Consider the following 16,978-nt stretch of genomic DNA (forward strand, 5'->3'; position numbering starts at 1 on the left):
ATGGCGAGAAATGATAAAAATGAACAGACCGATGGTCTAGTAGAACGTTTGGTAACTGTTGATCGCGTTGCAAAAGTTGTTAAAGGTGGTCGTATTTTCTCATTTACTGCATTAACTGTAGTGGGTGATGGTAATGGTCGCGTTGGTTTTGGTCGTGGTAAAGCACGTGAAGTACCGGCTGCCATTCAAAAAGCGCTAGAAGCTGCTAAACGTAATATGATTACTGTTGAGCTTAATGAAGCGACTTTGTATCATCCGATTAAAGCACGTCATGGTGCAAGTAAAGTTTATATGCAGCCTGCATCTGAAGGTACTGGCGTAATCGCTGGTGGTGCAATGCGTGCAGTACTAGAAGTTGCGGGTGTCAAAGATGTTTTGACCAAATGTTATGGTTCTACCAATACTGCTAACGTTGTTCGTGCAACGTTTAACGGTTTACGTGATATGTCAACTCCAGAAAAGATGGCAGCAAAACGTGGTAAATCTGTAGACGAAATCTTGGGTTAACTTAAACTAGGTGAGTTACGATGAAAAAAATGAAAGTCACTCAATTTAAATCGGGTGCCCATCGCCTAAAGAGCCACAAAGCGAGCTTGAAAGGATTGGGTTTACGCCGTATTAACCATACTGTTGAAGTAGAAGATACTCCTTCAACTCGTGGTATGGTCAATCGCGTCAACTACATGGTAAAAGTGGAGGAAGCGTAATGGGACTTAGATTAAATGAATTATCACCTGGTGTTGGTGCAAAGAAAACTGCCCAACGTCGAGGTCGTGGTATCGGTTCAGGTCTTGGTAAGACTGGTGGTCGCGGTGTAAAAGGACAAAAATCACGTTCAGGTTCTAGCATTCGCTCAGGATTTGAAGGTGGTCAGATGCCTTTGTATCGCCGTCTACCAAAATTTGGTTTTACCAGTAAAATGGCAATGACGACTGCTGAAGTCCGTTTGTCTGAACTGAATAAAATCGAAGGTGATGTAGTTAGCCTAGAAACTCTTAAGGCTGCTAACCTTATTCGTCGCGATATGAAGCGTGCTCGTATCATGCTATCAGGCGAAGTTACTAAAGCTTATACCTTTAAAGGTATCAAAGTAACTAAAGGCGCTAAGCAAGCAATCGAAGCTGCTGGTGGTAGCATCGAGGAGTAGTAACGTGTCAAAACAATCAATGTCATCGTCTGGTATACCGCTTAATCCATTTGCTTTCATACGTAAATATGATGAGCTTTGGACACGCTTATTATTCTTAATCGGCGCATTGATTGTTTATCGTTTAGGGTCGCATATTCCAGTACCGGGTATTAATCCGGTTAATTTAGCTGATCTATTCTCGCGTAACGAAAACACCATATTAAGCATGTTTAATATGTTCTCGGGTGGTGCGCTTGAACGTATGTCTATTATGGCACTTGGTATTATGCCATACATTTCGGCGTCAATTATTGTACAGATGATGTCTGCTGTAGTGCCATCGCTTGAAGCGCTTAAGAAAGAAGGTGAAGCAGGACGACGTAAGCTAAATAAGTATACCCGCCAAGGAACACTTGCTTTAGCTTTAGTACAGTCGTTGGGAATGTGTGCTGGCTTAATCAGTCAAAATTTAACATTATCTACTGGTCTTACCTTTTATATTCCTGCAGTTACTTCGTTAGTAGCAGGCGCTATGTTTTTAATGTGGCTCGGTGAGCAGATTACAGAACGTGGTGTAGGTAACGGTATCTCAATGTTGATTTTTGCGAGTATTGTTGCCGGAACTCCTGGAATGATTTCGCAGTCTATTGAACAGGTCAATCAAGGCCAAATGAACTTGATTGTGCTATTTATTTTTGTAGTACTAGGGGTCGCGGTTACTGCTGGTATCGTTTATATCGAACGAGCTCAGCGCCGAGTACCTGTGAACTATGCTCAAAAGCAGCAGCAAGGCCGCAAAATTTATGCTCAGCAGCAATCACATTTGCCACTGAAAATAAACATGGCAGGTGTTATTCCTGCTATTTTTGCTAGCTCATTATTGTTGTTTCCAGCCAGTTTAGGACAGTGGGTAGGTCATTCGACTGATCCTACCTTCACTCAGAAAATTCTACAAAATATGGCATTGGTATTGTCTCCAGGACAACCTTTATATTTAGTTCTTTTCGGTGCGATGATTATATTCTTCTGTTATTTTTATACAGCATTAGTATTTAGTCCACGCGAAGTTGCAGAAAACCTTAAACGTAGTGGTGCGTATATTCCAGGTATTCGACCAGGACAGCAAACACAGCGTTACCTCGATCATGTATTAAATCGATTAACTTTTATCGGTGCGATATACATGACGGTTATTTGTTTAATGCCAATGGTCATCCAATCATCATTTGGAGTACCATTTAATCTTGGCGGTACATCGTTACTGATTATGGTGGTTGTAGTTATGGATTTCATATCGCAAATTCAAGCGCATTTGATGACCCATCAATATCATGATCAGACGTTAATTCAGTCGCCTACTCAATCTTAAAGAGTAGTGTGATATTTCAAGGAGCATGCTATGAAAGTTCAAGCATCAGTTAAAAAGATTTGTGGTAGCTGTAAGGTTGTACGCCGTAAAGGTCGTGTCCATATCATTTGCACAGCAGAACCACGCCACAAGCAGCGTCAAGGTTAATAGATAGTAGTATAGGTGAACATACCTTAACTATAAACAAAATTAATACTTGAATTATAACGGCGGATGCGATATCATCCGCCACTTGCCGTAGTTTATGCTAACTCATTTATTAACCTAATTTATAAATAAACTTGTTATCAAGTTAAAATGTTAATAGTGGCGTAAAAGAATTAGTATTAACAGCAATAAATCTGAGAAATGATGTTTATTTACGAATAAAGCTCGTTTTTCTTTAATGGAGAGAAATCAATGGCTCGTATTGCCGGTGTAAACATTCCGGATAATAAGCATGCTGTTATTTCACTAACTTATATCTTTGGTGTAGGTCGTACCACTGCTCAGAAAATCTTAGAAGCAGTTGGCATTGCCCCTACTACTAAAGTTAATCAGTTAGATGATACACAGTTAGATGCTATCCGTGCACAAGTTGCAAATTACACGACTGAAGGTGATCTTCGTCGTGAAGTGTCAATGAATATCAAGCGTTTGGTAGATCTTGGTTGTTACCGTGGCATTCGCCATCGTCGTAACTTACCTGTTCGCGGTCAAAATACCAAGAACAACGCTCGTACTCGTAAGGGTCCGACACGCCCTCTCAAAAGATAATTAACTTAGGAAGCTAAAAGATGGCTAAAGACACTCGTAGTCGCAAAAAAGTGACTCGTCGTTCAGTATCGGAGGGCGTAGCCCATATCCATGCGTCTTTTAATAACACCATTGTTACGATTACCGATCGTCAAGGTAATGCATTGGCTTGGGCCACTTCAGGTGGACAAGGCTTCCGTGGTTCACGTAAATCTACACCATTTGCAGCGCAGGTTGCAGCTGAAGTCGCTGGTAAAGCGGCTCAAGAATATGGTGTTAAGAATATCGATGTTTTGGTCAAAGGACCAGGACCGGGTCGTGAGTCTGCGGTAAGAGCACTAGGTGCATTGGGCTATAAAGTTAACAGCATCTCTGATGTAACCCCAATCCCACACAATGGTTGCCGTGCGCCGAAAAAGCGCCGCGTCTAATATTAAAGACGAAGCTTTTTATTATAAGAGCTTATAGGAGACATAACAATGGCCCGCTATATTGGACCAAAACTCAAATTATCACGTCGTGAAGGTACAGACTTAGGCCTTAAGTCTGGTGTTAAACCATACGATGTAAAAACAAAGAAAGCTGGACGTCCACCAGGTCAACACGGTGTAAGCCGTAATAAGACTTCAGAATATGCTTTACAGCTGCGTGAAAAGCAGAAAGTTAAACGTATTTATGGTGTATTAGAGCGTCAGTTTGCTAATTACTATAAAGAAGCTGCACGTAAGCGTGGTGCTACTGGTGAAAACCTACTAGCTATGCTAGAAAGTCGTTTAGACAACGTAGTATATCGCATGGGCTTTGGCTCAACTCGCGCTGAAGCACGTCAGCTAGTCAGTCACCGTACTGTTATGGTAAAAAAAGCTGGTCGTGATGAGTTTGTTCGTGTGAACATTCCGTCAATTCAGCTTCAAGATGGTGATGTCATCGCTATCCAAGAGAAGTCTCGCGAACAGTTGCGTATCAAAAACGCTATCGAGTTAGCGACACAACGTGGCATTCCAGAATGGCTAGATGTTGATCACAGTAAATTACAAGGTACTTTTAAACAAGCACCTGATCGCATTGATCTACCTGCTGAAATCAACGAAAGCTTGATCGTTGAGCTATACTCTAAGTAAATGACGTAACGCTCAGCATCATAATAATGATGTTGAGCAGTCAACGTTAATTAAACCAGTTTAATAAATCGAGGTGACATCATGATGCTAAATGCAACTGAGTTTCTAACGCCGAATGCCATTAATGTGGATACGGTTAATGAAACGATTGCGAAAGTCACGCTCGAACCGTTAGAACGTGGCTTTGGGCATACTCTAGGTAATGCTCTGCGTCGCATCTTATTATCTTCATTACCTGGCGCTGCAGTCATTGAAGCTGAGATTGATGGTGTTGACCATGAATACTCAACGCTTGAAGGACTACAAGAAGACGTGCTTGATTTGCTTTTGAACTTGAAGGGCTTAGCAATTACGCTTCATGACCAAAATGAAGTATTCTTGACCTTGGATAAACAAGGTCCAGGCACTATTACTGCTGCAGACATCGCACTACCGCATAACGTAGACATTATCAATCCAGAGTTGGTGTTGGGTACGTTGAGTGATCGTGGTCATCTTAAGATGCGTTTGCGTGTAGTAATGGGTCGTGGATATGAGCCAGCAAATCAGCGCCGTGAAGATGGTGATACTAAAGCAATTGGACGCTTGAAGCTTGATGCAAGCTTTAGTCCTGTGCTACGTGTTGCTTATCAAGTTGAGAACGCTCGCGTAGAGCAGCGTACTGATCTTGATCGTCTTATCGTTGAGCTTGAAACCAATGGCACTATAGATCCAGAAGAAGCAATTCGTAAAGCAGCTACTATTTTACAACAACAGATTTCTATCTTCGTTGATCTAGAAGCTGAAGAAGCGCCTGAGCCTGTGAAAGAAAAAGAAGAGGTTGATCCAGTGCTTTTACGCCCTGTGGATGATCTTGAACTAACGGTTCGCTCAGCCAACTGCTTGAAAGCTGAAAACATTTACTATATCGGTGATTTGGTACAACGTTCAGAGACTGAACTATTAAAAACCCCAAATCTTGGTAAGAAGTCATTAACAGAAATCAAAGACGTACTAGCGTCTAAAGATTTAGAGCTTGGTATGCGTCTAGACAACTGGCCGCCAGCTGATTTACGTGTTGATGATCGCTTTTCTTATCGTAGCCGTTAAACTTTAAGGATATTTGACTATGCGCCATCGTAAGAGTGGAGTCAAGCTGGGTCGTACCGGCAGTCATCGTAAGGCAATGTTTCAGAACATGACTAACTCATTATTTGAGCATGAACTGATTAAAACAACTTTACCAAAAGCAAAAGAATTACGCCGCGTCGCTGAACCATTAATCACTATGGCTAAAGAAGACAGCGTTGCTAATCGCCGTTTAGCATTTAGCCGTATGCGTAGCAAAGCTATGGTAGGCAAACTATTTGGTACGTTAGGTCCTCGTTATCAGACGCGTCCAGGTGGCTATTTGCGTATTGTAAAATGCGGTTACCGTGATGGTGACAATGCACCAATGGCTTATGTAGAATTGGTTGATCGTGACTAATTTTATATGCTGATTAAATTTATAAAAAAGGCTCCAATTGAATTGGAGCCTTTTTTACATCTGTAGATTAGTTAACTATCGTATTAGCTGGTTAAAGTAACAATGACTCGACATCGGCAGCGCCTTGTCTAATAATTTCAGGCTGGCTGCTAGTCATGTCAACGATAGTTGTTAGCTTAGTAGTTTTAATACCTGCATTAATAAGTGCATCAATTTGATTACCTAGCAGCTCTTCAATCTCAAAAGGATCATCTAAGATATCGTCGCGATCAGGTAAGATTAGCGAGCTAGTCAGGATGGGTTCATCCATCGCTTCTAATAACGCTTGAGCAATAGGATTGCTAGGCACTCGAATACCAATGGTTTTTTTCTTAGCATGCGCTAATTTCTTTGGCACATCTTTGGTAGCATTTAAGATGAAAGTAATTGGGGCCGGTGTATGTGCTTTTAGTTGTTTAAATTGTATGTTATCCACCGTCGCATAATTCGCGATTTCGCTCAGATCACGGCAAAGTAAGGTAAATTGATGCTTATCATCAAGTTCGCGTATCATTTTTAACTTTTCTAGCGCGTCTCTTGCTCCTAAGCGACAACCAAAAGCATAACTAGTATCAGTTGGATAGATAATTAATTGATCTTTTCGCAATAGGTCAGCAGCTTGTTCAATAAGGCGTGGCTGCGGATTATCAGGATGAATGTAGAATATTTCCATAGTGGTTCCTTATTTTATAATTATTAATTTTTAGTTGAGAAAACTTTTTCATTAATTAATTAAACATGGTTCAATCGCTAAATATATCAGAATATTTATTCTAATGATAAAGTAGGTTGATATCCTTAACAATAGTACTTAAGTTATCAGTATAGCTTAAAGCGGATATAGGTTTAATGACAAGGCGTTACCAACCGTAGAAAAACGTTAATAAGTAGGGAGGCTAAGTAAGTCACATTAAGTGCTGATTTCAGATGAAGACGTCTTACAAACGCTAAGTAATGCAGCTAATAAAGTCTTAGCATCACGTGGTAAAGTATGAGGTTCGGCGACGTACTCTTTAGCTTGCACATATACATCATAAGCAAATGTACTCCCACTGGTATCAAAGTCAGCAGATAGGTTGTCTTGTGAGACTTGAAACTGTCGCCCACAAGCTAAAGTAAATAAACACTCCAATGCTTGAGGTTTTATTTCTACACGCTCAAATGCTTGTTGCTGAGCAGCTGATCTACCATCTGGGGCATACCAGTAGCCAAAGTCAGATAGACGTCTACGAGCTTCACCAGCCACGCACCAATGACTAATCTCGTGCAAGGCGCTTGCAAAAAACCCATGAGCGAACTCAATACGTGCAAGTTGTTCTCCTTGGATAGGAAAATACTCTGGTTCTTGTTTACCACGTACCAGCTCTACTTTTTGTTCTAAGAACAAAGTGTTGAATAATGAAATTAGCCAATTAGTAAGGTTATATTCAGAGTCTTTAAAAGTATCTGGCGAGCTTATAAAGGTATTATTATCTATTTGATAGCCAGCGTTCATACTAGTTAGCAACTGCCATTTTTGCTGTGAACTTATCAAATAACTTGTAAGCTTATTTCGATAAGTGTTTTCATCAGTTAAATTCTCTAGTGCCATCAGTTTATTTAAAAGAGTGATAGAATCAGCAGTAGTCAATACTGTAGAAAAATCAATGTGTTTAGACTGAGTATTCATAGATAAGCAGATTTATTAAATAAGTAAAAATATATTTTTGAAAAATTTTTTTAATTGGTATCAAAAATCGTAACATACTAGCGCTAGCGTCATATTGGGCTTTCCGTTAGTATGTCATGCAATATTATACACCGTTTTGAACCACGAGGCGCCATATGTCAAGTACTTCAAAGAATCCTGAATCTATTCAAAGTCATGAAAATAGCACAGTTACATCTGCAAATATGCCAGAGCAAATCTCTTTAGATAAATGGGCAGATAGCGGGTTTGATTGGCAGGGTGAGGTTGCGCCTGCAAGGTTTGAACGTTTAGCTAAACTTTTAACAGATGAGCGTGAACAACCAAAATTGAGCTTGGATGCTAATTTATACCGTCATAATAATGTTTTACATTTCGCTTTTAAATTGACAGGAAAAATATGGTTGACCTGTCAGCGTTGTTTACAACCTGTTGAAACTGATCTTACAGATAACTACGACATTGCTTTGCTTGATGATGAAGATCAAGTACGTTTGATTGATAATGAGCAAGACTATTTACTGCTAGATGAGATTATTACTGAGCAAACGTCAGAGCGTTTTTTACCTTTTAAAAAATTGATAGAAGATGAGATTTTATTAAAGACACCATTGGCACCAAAACATGACGATTGTGAAATGGTGGTTGAACAGTTTGGTGATATACCTGAAGAAGAAGAGAGTGAAAACCCTTTTGCAGCGCTAGCTGCGCTAAAAGGTAAATTATAGTAATTATTATATAAGAACATCAGGTAGTATAAAGCACCAACCATATTAACTAAGTTATCTTGATTATTTTCTTATCAACAATATTTTTATCGTCTTTATGTACAAGAGTGAAAGTCAGTACTTTATTATTTGTCTAAACATGCGTATAATGTCCGGTTTATTGCATTCTGGCAACGTACTATATGTGATTAAAGATTAACCAAATTATCCATAGATTTTATATTTAGTTAGTGTTTGATGCATATCGTAAAATATTTGATGATGCGTAAGACTTAGGTTGTTGTGATTATATAGCCTCTGTCAGTATCGATTAAAGCTGAATTCTAAGCTTGTCCCTTTAAGTATAGGAGCTATATCATGGCTGTTCAAAAGAGTCGTAAAAGCCGTTCTCGTCGTGACATGCGCCGTTCACACCACCATATGAGCGTGGCTGAGCTAAGCGTAGATGCGACCACTGGTGAAAAACATCGTCGTCATCATATGACTAAAGATGGTTTTTATCGTGGCCGTCAATTGTTTAAAGTTAGTCAAGAAGCTTAAATCATTGTCTGTTTGGTAGTTGATATACGGTGGTGGTAATATTTCCAACTATTTACTGCTACTTAGTACATACATTATCAAACAATATGTATTGAGCTTACAAAAACCAAGTTATTTTGCTATCGCATATAGGGTAGCTGGATAGCTTGGTTTTTTATTATGCGTGATTTTTGAGTCTATGCCCGTTAGCAAGCGCTTATAACGATGGTTTGATAGCCATAAAAGTTTCGTTGATAGTATTTTTAATGATTCATTCAGTTTGTTTTATTGTGATTTCATGACTCGCTATAATAATTATGCAGAGCAGTGTATAGTTTGTAATAATTCGCTGTGATAAGCGACATATTAGAATTTTATTTTATAATTATCCTCAGTCTATTTTAAGAATATTTTCAATTACTTAAGGAATATTGGCTATGGCATCTGCACCTGATACAGTAACAACCTCAACCCATCGTATTGCAGTAATCTTTCCTGGACAAGGAGCACAGGCAGTCAATATGACTGCTGAGCTTGCAGAAATATACCCACAAATACAAGATACTTTTGCTGAAGCTAGCAAGGCTTTAGGCGAAGATTTATGGGCAATATGTCAAAATGAAGAACAATTAAATCAGACTCAGTATACTCAGCCTGCACTATTAACAGCGAGTATTGCTATCTGGCGCATCCTGCAAGATAAGCTAAATAAAGCACCTCTTTATTTAGCAGGTCATTCGTTAGGTGAGTATAGTGCTCTTTGTGCTGCCGGTGTTATATCGTTAACTGATGCTGTGCAACTGGTACATAAGCGTGGCAAACTGATGCAGGAGGCTGTAGCTGATATTGATACAGCAATGGCAGCAGTATTGGGGCTTGAGGATAATCGTGTTGAAACGTTATGCGAGCAAGCGACTGAACATGTTGATGGTGCTGTTGTGGGTGCTGCTAATTTTAACAGTCCCGGTCAAGTTGTCATATCTGGTAATGCCGCTGGAGTAACAGCTGTGATTGATAAGGTACAAAATACGGGTAAAAAAGCGATTCCTCTAAAGGTTAGTGTGCCATCACACTGTGCATTGATGGAGCCAGCGAGCCAAACGTTGGCAGAAGAGTTGGCTGCTATTAAATTTGATCAAGCCAATATTCCTGTTATCCAAAATCGTCATGCTCGTATTGAGACTAGCGTTCAAAGTATCAAACAAGCGTTAACAGAGCAACTTAGCGAGCCTGTATTATGGTCAAAGACCATGCAAGAGCTGGCAGACAAACAAATAAATATATTAATTGAGTGCGGTAGTGGTAACGTGCTAAGTAATTTGGCCAAGCGTCAAACGCAGCCAATTGCAAGTTATCCAATAGACAAGCCTGCTCGTATGGAAAAACTGATGGAGGTATTATCATGAGTCGAACGATTGTATTAGTTAGTGGAGCAAGTCGCGGTATTGGTAAAGCAGTTGCTAAACGTTTTGCGAAAGAAGGACATTTTGTCATTGGCACAGCGACTACAGAAAAAGGTGCTGCTCTTATCGACGATTATTTGCATGATTCCGGTGGTATTGGTCGGGTTCTAGATGTCCGTGATGGCGCACAAATCGATAAATTGTTTGAAGAGATCGAAAGTGTGTATGGCGCTGTACAGGTATTAGTAAATAACGCAGGTATTACTCAAGATGGTTTGCTAATGCGTATGAAAGACGAAGATTGGGACAGTGTGATTGATACCAATTTAACGTCAGTTTATCGTATGAGTAAACGTGCAGTGCGCGGTATGATGAAAGCTCGTCGTGGGCGTATTATTAATATCAGTTCAGTGGTTGCAAAGATGGGTAATGCTGGACAATCCAATTATGCGGCGACGAAAGCGGGCGTAGAGGGCTTTAGTCGTACTTTGGCGCGTGAGATTGGCTCTCGTCAAGTAACGATCAACTGTGTGGCTCCTGGGCTGATTGAAACTGATATGACGGATGAGCTTGACGAACGCTTGCTAAACTCTATGTTGGACGCTGTGCCTATTGGACGTTTAGGACAGCCAGAAGATATTGCCGCAGCAACATTATTCTTAGCTAGTGATGAAGCGAGTTATATTACGGGCGCCGTTATACCTGTTAACGGCGGCATGTATATGTAATGTGATAAATAGGACAAAAGCGTCATTTACACTCATATAATAAAAACCTGCGTGAACGAGTGTAAACTGTATTTAATGGTGTTATAATGACGCATATTTTTATGTTTCAGACCTATATCATAAAGGGTTTCATAAAACATTAAATAAATCGAAATGGGTAAAACTGTGTTAGAGTCTTATCTCTGAGATAAAATACCGTATTCGATAAGACATTATCAGCTCAAAAAATAGCTAGATGATAGTTTTTAAAATTAATAGATAAAGGAGCAGTTTATATGAGTAATGATACTGAGTTAAGAGTAAAATCTGCAGTAGCAGAGCAGTTAGGCATGAACGTTGAAGATATCAGCAACGATGCTTCTTTCATGGAAGATCTAGGTGCAGATTCATTAGACTTGGTTGAACTTGTGATGTCTTTTGAAAGTGATTTTGGTATTACTATTCCTGACGAAGATTCAGCAGAATTGACTACTGTACAAAAAGCAATCGATTACGTCCAAGCTCAACTATAAGCTACTGCTGCTTTATAGTCTATTTATAATATGACTACAGCAAATTTTGCTAAACCGTTTATCTTTATTGATAAGCGGTTTTTTTAAACCTTTAAAAAGTTAACAGTCATGGTTCTTTTGTAATATAAGCAATTTTTCTTACATCATTAGCATTTATATTGTTTAAACAACACCAGTAATATTATTAACACAATCTACCTGTAAGTAACATTATCCAACATACTTTTACTATCTCTCGCTTTTTTGCCTTTCTGGCTTTGTTATACTGACTGGAATGACAGCAATCAAAATCAGTCTGTTATGAATTATAATTCTAGAATATGAAAGACAACCAACAATAAAATTTCAAGGAGTAAATATATGGGTATGTTCAGTTTTGCAAAAGATATTGGTGATAAAATTTTCAATCGTGATGATGATAAGCACGATGCAAAATCAGAGACTAAAGCAGATGCTAATACGCCAGTGAAAAATACAGAACCTTCTGCTCAGTCGGTTGCTAATATCTTGTTGCGCCGTATTCAGCAGCAAAATCTCAATATTGACAATCTAAAAGTTAAATATAACGGTTCAACTGATACTGCTGAAATCAGTGGTGATGCTAAAACGCAAGCAGATCGTGAAAAAGCTATCATCGCTATTGGTAACGTACAAAACGTAGCAAAAGTTATTGATAACATCGATATTGAAGAAGATGCTCCTGAATCTACCATGTATACTGTGAAGTCTGGCGATAGCTTGTCTAAGATTGCTGAGGAAGTATATGGTTCATCTGGTGACTATATGAAAATATTCGAAGCTAATAAGCCTATGTTATCTGATCCAGACAAAATATACCCAGGTCAAGTTTTGCGTATTCCTAAGCCGTAATTGTTAAGTTATAATTCAAACAAATAAAACGCCTCTTGTATTAAGAGGCGTTTTTTATTTTCGTTTGTTTATTAATATTCTGCTACTTGTTACTACTTTTTAGTTTTTCCTCTTGCTCTGCTATAGCCCAATAGATATGCTCATCAAGCATCTCGCTACATCCTAGTCTGTACTGTAGATGATCGATGACATCTAAACTAGGATTCGCGTTACCCAGTCCAATAGCAATGTTACGTAAAAAACTAATATATCCTGTTCGCCTAATTGGGCTACCTTTCGTGTATTCTAAAAAGTCAGATTCTTGCCACTGCCACAGCTCAATTAAACCGATATTATCAAAATGATGTCTAGGGGCAAAGTCGTCTACTGATGTCAGATTGGCATAACGGTTCCAGGGACAGATAAGCTGGCAGTCATCACAGCCAAATACTCGATTGCCTATGGCCCGGCGGTACTTTATGTCAATTGCGCCTTTGTGTTCGATGGTTAGATATGAGATGCAAGCAGCTGCATTGAGCTTATAAGGTGCGACAATCGCTTGCGTAGGACAGATATCAATACATGCGCTACAACTGCCACAATGCGCGTCAACGGGCTTATCATCGGGTAGGTTAAGACTAATAAACAACTCACCCAATACAAAAAACGAGCCTGCAGATTTATTCAGTAGTAAGGTATGCTTGCCTGTCCAACCAAGACCGACTGCATCGGCTATTGGTCGCTCAAAAATAGGGGCAGAATCACTAAATGGTCGAAAGATAAAATCTGACTCAGCTCCAATGTTTAAATGTTGCCATTCGGGGAGTTTATTTTCAATACTAAGTGCCAACTGCTTTAAGCGGTTACGCATTGTTTTATGATAATCACGCCCTCGCGCATAGCGTGCAATAATGCCTTGATTGGGATAATCATTATCGCTAACAGTGCGCGGCACAGGTGCCTGGGTTAGATAATCCATACGAACGCTGATAATGGTTTGTGCACCTGCAACAAGCTTAGCAGGGTGCGCTCTTAAATCATGATTGTTATGCATAAACTGCAACTGTCCTTCATACCCTTTATCTAACCACTGCTGTAGCTGCTCAATTTGTTGAGCAAATAAAGGATGATGGACGGATAAGAACCCACAGTCAGCGAACCCTAAAGCTTGGGCCTCAGACTTAATCCATTGTTTTACCTCTACTGCAGTAGCAAATACAGGAGTATTGGTAACTTCAATACCACCGCTCGTTTGCTGATTAGAGGAATGCACTGAATGCTGTTTGATGGACGATTTATTGTTCATATTAGAGGGTACTAGTTTGTGAATTTATACATCGATAGTGATGTTGTAGCGGCTATGATAGGCCAGTTTATTGCCAATGCAATCATAAAAATTAAATATTGGGTGGTTAGTATTAATACATAAAGCTAGATATGTTTTTGTTATATTTATAACCTAGCAGTTTATAAACTCATAAAATAAGAAAAAGGAATATTATGCAATCATCAATACAATCAGCAGCACAGTGCCCGTACTCGTCATTGCCTATCGCTTTATACGCTAGCGAACAAGTTTATGCTATAGAACAAGCATGGTTTGCACAAGGATACAATAGCTTTGGTTTGATGCAACAAGCTGCTTGGCAAATGGCACAACGTATTATACCGTTTTATGAACGAGTCAAGGCGCAAACGAAGCGCTACGCCAGACATCATCATTATATGACTCGTCAGCCTAGTGCGTGTGTTTGGGTAGGGCAAGGTAATAATGGCGGAGATGGTTGGTTAATTGCTCATTATCTACAGCAAGCGGGCTGGCAAGTACAAGTGATAACAGTCGGCGTAGAAATGGATAATCGGGCAGATAACAGTCAAAAGAGCCAAGAAACAGTCAACGATGCAACAAAGGCTCAGCGTAAGGCTTTAAGCATGAACTGTCCTTACCAACGCTTTGAGGATATGCAATGTTATCAAAATAAAAATGATCAATTGGATATGGCCTTGCAGGCTGATATCTATATCGATGCATTATTTGGTATTGGTTTAGATCGTGCGCCAAAAGGTTTGTATGAACAAGCAATTATAACATTTAATAACGCTGCTCAGCAGATTGGCGCTTTAGTAGTCGCTGTTGATATTCCAAGTGGTCTTGTCGCTTCTACTGGTCAAGTATTTGAAAAATTAGCCATACAGGCAGACATTACCTTATGTCTAATTGCGCGTAAGTTTGGTCTGCATACCAAAGATGGTATGGATTTTAGTGGAGAAGTAATTGATATACCGTTGATACCTTATGCATCTATTGAACCTATTGCAGTATTGCTTAAAGATGCCCAACATCTAACGCCGCGTCGTCATAACAGTTATAAAGGTAGTTATGGTCATGTTTTAGTGGTTGGAGGCAATCGTCTTGATGGCTCTCAAGGCATGGGCGGTGCAGCGATTCTGACTTCCTCTAGCGCGATGGCCACTGGCGCTGGCAAGATAACTGTTGCCTGTCATCAAGCATTTCATGGTGCATTATTGAGCTCATTACCTGACGCAATGACGATTGACTTGCATGATCAAGAGAGCGTTGAGCGTTTAATTAAAAGTGCAAGCGTCGTTGCTATCGGCATGGGGCTTGGCCGCGATGAAAAAGCAAAAATACTATTCACCCGTTACCTGAAAGCTGCAATAGCGCACAACAGATCGTTAATCATTGATGCCGATGGTCTTTATCATTTGGCAGCGTTACAAAGGGATAAAAATGAGCTAATTACTCAATTGCGAGAATATAGTAAGACGCACAATGTTTGCTTGACCCCGCATAGTGGCGAAGCTGCTAAATTGTTAGATAAAAAGATTAGTGCGATAGAAAATGACAGATCGTCAGCCATACATCAATGCGCTAATATCTATGGTGGCAATTGGGTATTAAAGGGCGCAGGCTCACTTATTTTAGCTCAAGGACAGTTATATGTTTGCGGTGTTGGGAATGCTGGCATGGCAACAGCTGGTATGGGTGATATATTATCTGGCGTCGTTGCAGGATTATTGGCTCAACAAGATTTAGATGACGAGCAGAATAACCCGTGTCAAGCGGTAGTGATTCATGCATTAGCAGGCGATATGTTGGTCCATCAAAGCTCATATGATGCTACGACATATGATCGCATAAGTAGCAATCAGTTATTGATTGGGCAGCGCGGCTTACAAGCACAAGATATGCCAGCAGCCATACGTCATATTATGCAAAAGCTGACTTGCTAAGTCTATTTAAGTCAACTTAAAAAATACCGCGTCACTGAGATAAAATTTTTGCATCATTAAGATTTATAGGTACAGCAAGCAAAGAATTGTACTAGCCACGCACTATAATGCTATATATTCATCTCGTTTAGTATCGACTATAGTATGACTGCACCGAAAGCGTTTTTGGTACGGGGCTATAATAACTACTAAAGATATATTTAAGTCTGTGTACCTTGACAATACTGTCCAATCGCTTGTTGTACACGCTCTCGCTTAAGTTCAATCTCGCGGCCATCTAGATACTGGCGTTTACCGTTTGCATCCATCTCATATATACGGCCACCGACATTTAAATTGGTTAAATTGTTACGTAACGATTGACAGCGCTGGGCGTTTGCCTGCGCTTCTTGATCTTTAATACGCGCCTCAAGTTGCGCGACTCGTTGCTGTTCTGCATTTGGCGTATCATTGCTTTGATTGGCATCCGTTTTACCTGCCATCTGTCCTGCATCAGATTGTCTACCATCACTGCGGAACTCAATTACCTCGATATTCCGTGCATTTTGCGGTGCATGTTGACTATATTTGACCTCACCATGCGTACCAAGAGACTTGTAAACTTGGATAGCATGACTTGCACTCATAGGCAGGGCAAATACACAAGTGGTGATAACACCAACCAATAGTTTGTTGACTGTATGAATCATGGGTGAATATGCCATGCTAGCAATCCTTTTGATGAATAAAAGCATTCATGTATAAGCGTAAATGAATTATTGTATAACTTACAATGAGCATACAATGTATGTCGATTCTAACAAAAAATAATGACAAATGTATATTATTTAATAACTAATAGTTAAGGATGGGTTTCACAAGTTTTTCTTGACAATAGGACTTAAACCGTCGAATATAAGGTTAGTTGATTGGTCAGTGAGCGGCTTTTATGATATTGCCGTAGCACTTGGGGATAATTACTGGTTACTGCTTATCAGCAGTCTCTGCAGTTTTATGCTCTTTGTGACAGTAGCACAGTGTAGTAAAAATCATGACTGTCATAGTCTTTATTTTTAACTGTACTTACTGTCTCCGGACTCATCGGTCTACAATGACTAAGATAAACTTATTATTTTAAATGCTAAAAGTTAACTGCTGTATATATACCCTATGATATTGTCATGTGTAATACAAAGTGCAGCCGTCTTATCGGTATGTTACTTTTATTAAGATCACTTATGTTGTCATTGGTTTGGATATTCAACGGTTTAATATTCTTACATTTCTTACCAATAATAAGCTTCTATTAAAAATGCTTTAATCTGCATTTCGTCACGTATATCGATAAACTCCTATCAAAAACCGACCATATAAATTGCTATGTTTGGCTAACTTGCTGTCTTATTGTACAGTTATGTTCTGACATAGTGATCACATATTATTGATAAGGTGATGAC

21 protein-coding genes are annotated in these 16,978 nt (G+C 39.5%); 17 read left to right on the forward strand and 4 right to left on the reverse strand.

Going from position 1 to position 16,978, the window contains the following annotated elements; translation table 11 throughout:
• From rpsE to rplQ, 10 genes are all read left to right on the forward strand, one after another.
• Entirely contained in the window at positions 1-507 is a 507-nt protein-coding gene (gene rpsE, locus ACTXGH_RS11870; protein ID WP_299221442.1) for a 30S ribosomal protein S5, read from the forward strand.
• Positions 508-527: 20 nt separating this feature from the next.
• Positions 528-707 carry a 50S ribosomal protein L30 gene (gene rpmD / locus ACTXGH_RS11875; protein ID WP_010196714.1) on the forward strand — a complete coding sequence of 60 codons (180 nt, stop codon included), beginning with the start codon at positions 528-530 and terminating at the stop codon, positions 705-707.
• Positions 707-1,147: a 50S ribosomal protein L15 gene (gene rplO / locus ACTXGH_RS11880; protein WP_299221439.1), complete on the forward strand. Its 441-nt coding sequence runs from the start codon at positions 707-709 to the stop codon at positions 1,145-1,147. The genes rpmD and rplO overlap by 1 nt, the downstream gene beginning before the upstream one ends.
• A 19-nt stretch (positions 1,148-1,166) precedes the next feature.
• On the forward strand, positions 1,167-2,498 hold the full coding sequence (gene secY, locus ACTXGH_RS11885; RefSeq protein WP_299221673.1) for a preprotein translocase subunit SecY: 1,332 nt from the start codon (positions 1,167-1,169) through the stop codon (positions 2,496-2,498).
• A 30-nt stretch (positions 2,499-2,528) separates the two neighbouring features.
• Complete coding sequence (gene rpmJ / locus ACTXGH_RS11890) at positions 2,529-2,645, forward strand: 50S ribosomal protein L36 (protein WP_010196721.1); 117 nt, start codon at positions 2,529-2,531, stop codon at positions 2,643-2,645.
• 252 nt (positions 2,646-2,897) lie between these two features.
• Positions 2,898-3,254, forward strand: a complete 357-nt coding sequence (gene rpsM / locus ACTXGH_RS11895; RefSeq protein WP_299221435.1) for a 30S ribosomal protein S13 — start codon at positions 2,898-2,900, stop codon at positions 3,252-3,254.
• A gap of 20 nt (positions 3,255-3,274) precedes the next feature.
• Positions 3,275-3,664, forward strand: a complete 390-nt coding sequence (gene rpsK / locus ACTXGH_RS11900) for a 30S ribosomal protein S11 (RefSeq protein ID WP_058368279.1) — start codon at positions 3,275-3,277, stop codon at positions 3,662-3,664.
• Between the two features lie 48 nt (positions 3,665-3,712).
• Positions 3,713-4,354, forward strand: a complete 642-nt coding sequence (rpsD, locus tag ACTXGH_RS11905) for a 30S ribosomal protein S4 (RefSeq protein ID WP_010196731.1) — start codon at positions 3,713-3,715, stop codon at positions 4,352-4,354.
• 81 nt (positions 4,355-4,435) lie between these two features.
• Entirely contained in the window at positions 4,436-5,443 is a 1,008-nt protein-coding gene (locus ACTXGH_RS11910; RefSeq protein WP_087040762.1) for a DNA-directed RNA polymerase subunit alpha, read from the forward strand.
• Positions 5,444-5,462: 19 nt separating this feature from the next.
• Positions 5,463-5,822: a 50S ribosomal protein L17 gene (gene rplQ, locus ACTXGH_RS11915; protein WP_021813387.1), complete on the forward strand. Its 360-nt coding sequence runs from the start codon at positions 5,463-5,465 to the stop codon at positions 5,820-5,822.
• 91 nt (positions 5,823-5,913) lie between these two features.
• Here rplQ and ACTXGH_RS11920 read toward each other — a convergent pair whose 3' ends face one another.
• Both ACTXGH_RS11920 and ACTXGH_RS11925 read right to left on the reverse strand, forming a co-directional pair.
• Positions 5,914-6,534, reverse strand: coding sequence for an L-threonylcarbamoyladenylate synthase (locus ACTXGH_RS11920; RefSeq protein ID WP_439296548.1), 621 nt, complete (start codon positions 6,532-6,534; stop codon positions 5,914-5,916).
• Positions 6,535-6,771: 237 nt separating this feature from the next.
• Positions 6,772-7,530, reverse strand: coding sequence for an elongation factor P hydroxylase (locus ACTXGH_RS11925; RefSeq protein ID WP_439296547.1), 759 nt, complete (start codon positions 7,528-7,530; stop codon positions 6,772-6,774).
• Between the two features lie 155 nt (positions 7,531-7,685).
• Between ACTXGH_RS11925 and ACTXGH_RS11930 the strand changes: the two genes are divergently transcribed.
• The 6 genes from ACTXGH_RS11930 to lysM all read left to right on the forward strand — a co-directional run bounded on the left by ACTXGH_RS11930 (position 7,686) and on the right by lysM (position 12,308).
• Positions 7,686-8,276: a YceD family protein gene (locus ACTXGH_RS11930; protein ID WP_439296546.1), complete on the forward strand. Its 591-nt coding sequence runs from the start codon at positions 7,686-7,688 to the stop codon at positions 8,274-8,276.
• Between the two features lie 357 nt (positions 8,277-8,633).
• Positions 8,634-8,816, forward strand: a complete 183-nt coding sequence (gene rpmF, locus ACTXGH_RS11935) for a 50S ribosomal protein L32 (protein ID WP_058368285.1) — start codon at positions 8,634-8,636, stop codon at positions 8,814-8,816.
• A 416-nt stretch (positions 8,817-9,232) separates the two neighbouring features.
• Positions 9,233-10,201 (forward strand): ACP S-malonyltransferase, encoded by a 969-nt coding sequence (fabD, locus tag ACTXGH_RS11940; RefSeq protein WP_439296545.1) that lies wholly within the window; start codon positions 9,233-9,235, stop codon positions 10,199-10,201.
• Positions 10,192-10,926, forward strand: a complete 735-nt coding sequence (fabG, locus tag ACTXGH_RS11945) for a 3-oxoacyl-ACP reductase FabG (protein ID WP_439296601.1) — start codon at positions 10,192-10,194, stop codon at positions 10,924-10,926. Before fabD ends, fabG begins: the two co-directional genes overlap by 10 nt.
• Positions 10,927-11,201: 275 nt before the next feature.
• Positions 11,202-11,438 carry an acyl carrier protein gene (gene acpP / locus ACTXGH_RS11950; RefSeq protein ID WP_058368288.1) on the forward strand — a complete coding sequence of 79 codons (237 nt, stop codon included), beginning with the start codon at positions 11,202-11,204 and terminating at the stop codon, positions 11,436-11,438.
• A 360-nt stretch (positions 11,439-11,798) separates the two neighbouring features.
• Positions 11,799-12,308 carry a peptidoglycan-binding protein LysM gene (gene lysM / locus ACTXGH_RS11955; RefSeq protein ID WP_299221412.1) on the forward strand — a complete coding sequence of 170 codons (510 nt, stop codon included), beginning with the start codon at positions 11,799-11,801 and terminating at the stop codon, positions 12,306-12,308.
• 82 nt (positions 12,309-12,390) lie between these two features.
• Here lysM and queG read toward each other — a convergent pair whose 3' ends face one another.
• Complete coding sequence (gene queG / locus ACTXGH_RS11960; protein ID WP_439296544.1) at positions 12,391-13,593, reverse strand: tRNA epoxyqueuosine(34) reductase QueG; 1,203 nt, start codon at positions 13,591-13,593, stop codon at positions 12,391-12,393.
• Positions 13,594-13,787: 194 nt separating this feature from the next.
• Here queG and ACTXGH_RS11965 point away from each other — a divergent pair, with 194 nt between their 5' ends.
• Complete coding sequence (locus tag ACTXGH_RS11965; RefSeq protein WP_439263282.1) at positions 13,788-15,542, forward strand: NAD(P)H-hydrate dehydratase; 1,755 nt, start codon at positions 13,788-13,790, stop codon at positions 15,540-15,542.
• Positions 15,543-15,742: 200 nt separating this feature from the next.
• On the opposite strand, the gene ACTXGH_RS11970 is transcribed toward ACTXGH_RS11965, so the two are convergent.
• Entirely contained in the window at positions 15,743-16,246 is a 504-nt protein-coding gene (locus ACTXGH_RS11970; RefSeq protein ID WP_439296543.1) for a DUF4124 domain-containing protein, read from the reverse strand.
• Positions 16,247-16,978: the final 732 nt, after the last annotated feature.

This window comes from Psychrobacter sp. 1Y10, from assembly GCF_052259005.1.
In the GTDB taxonomy this organism is placed as follows: Bacteria; Pseudomonadota; Gammaproteobacteria; order Pseudomonadales; family Moraxellaceae; genus Psychrobacter; species Psychrobacter saeujeotis.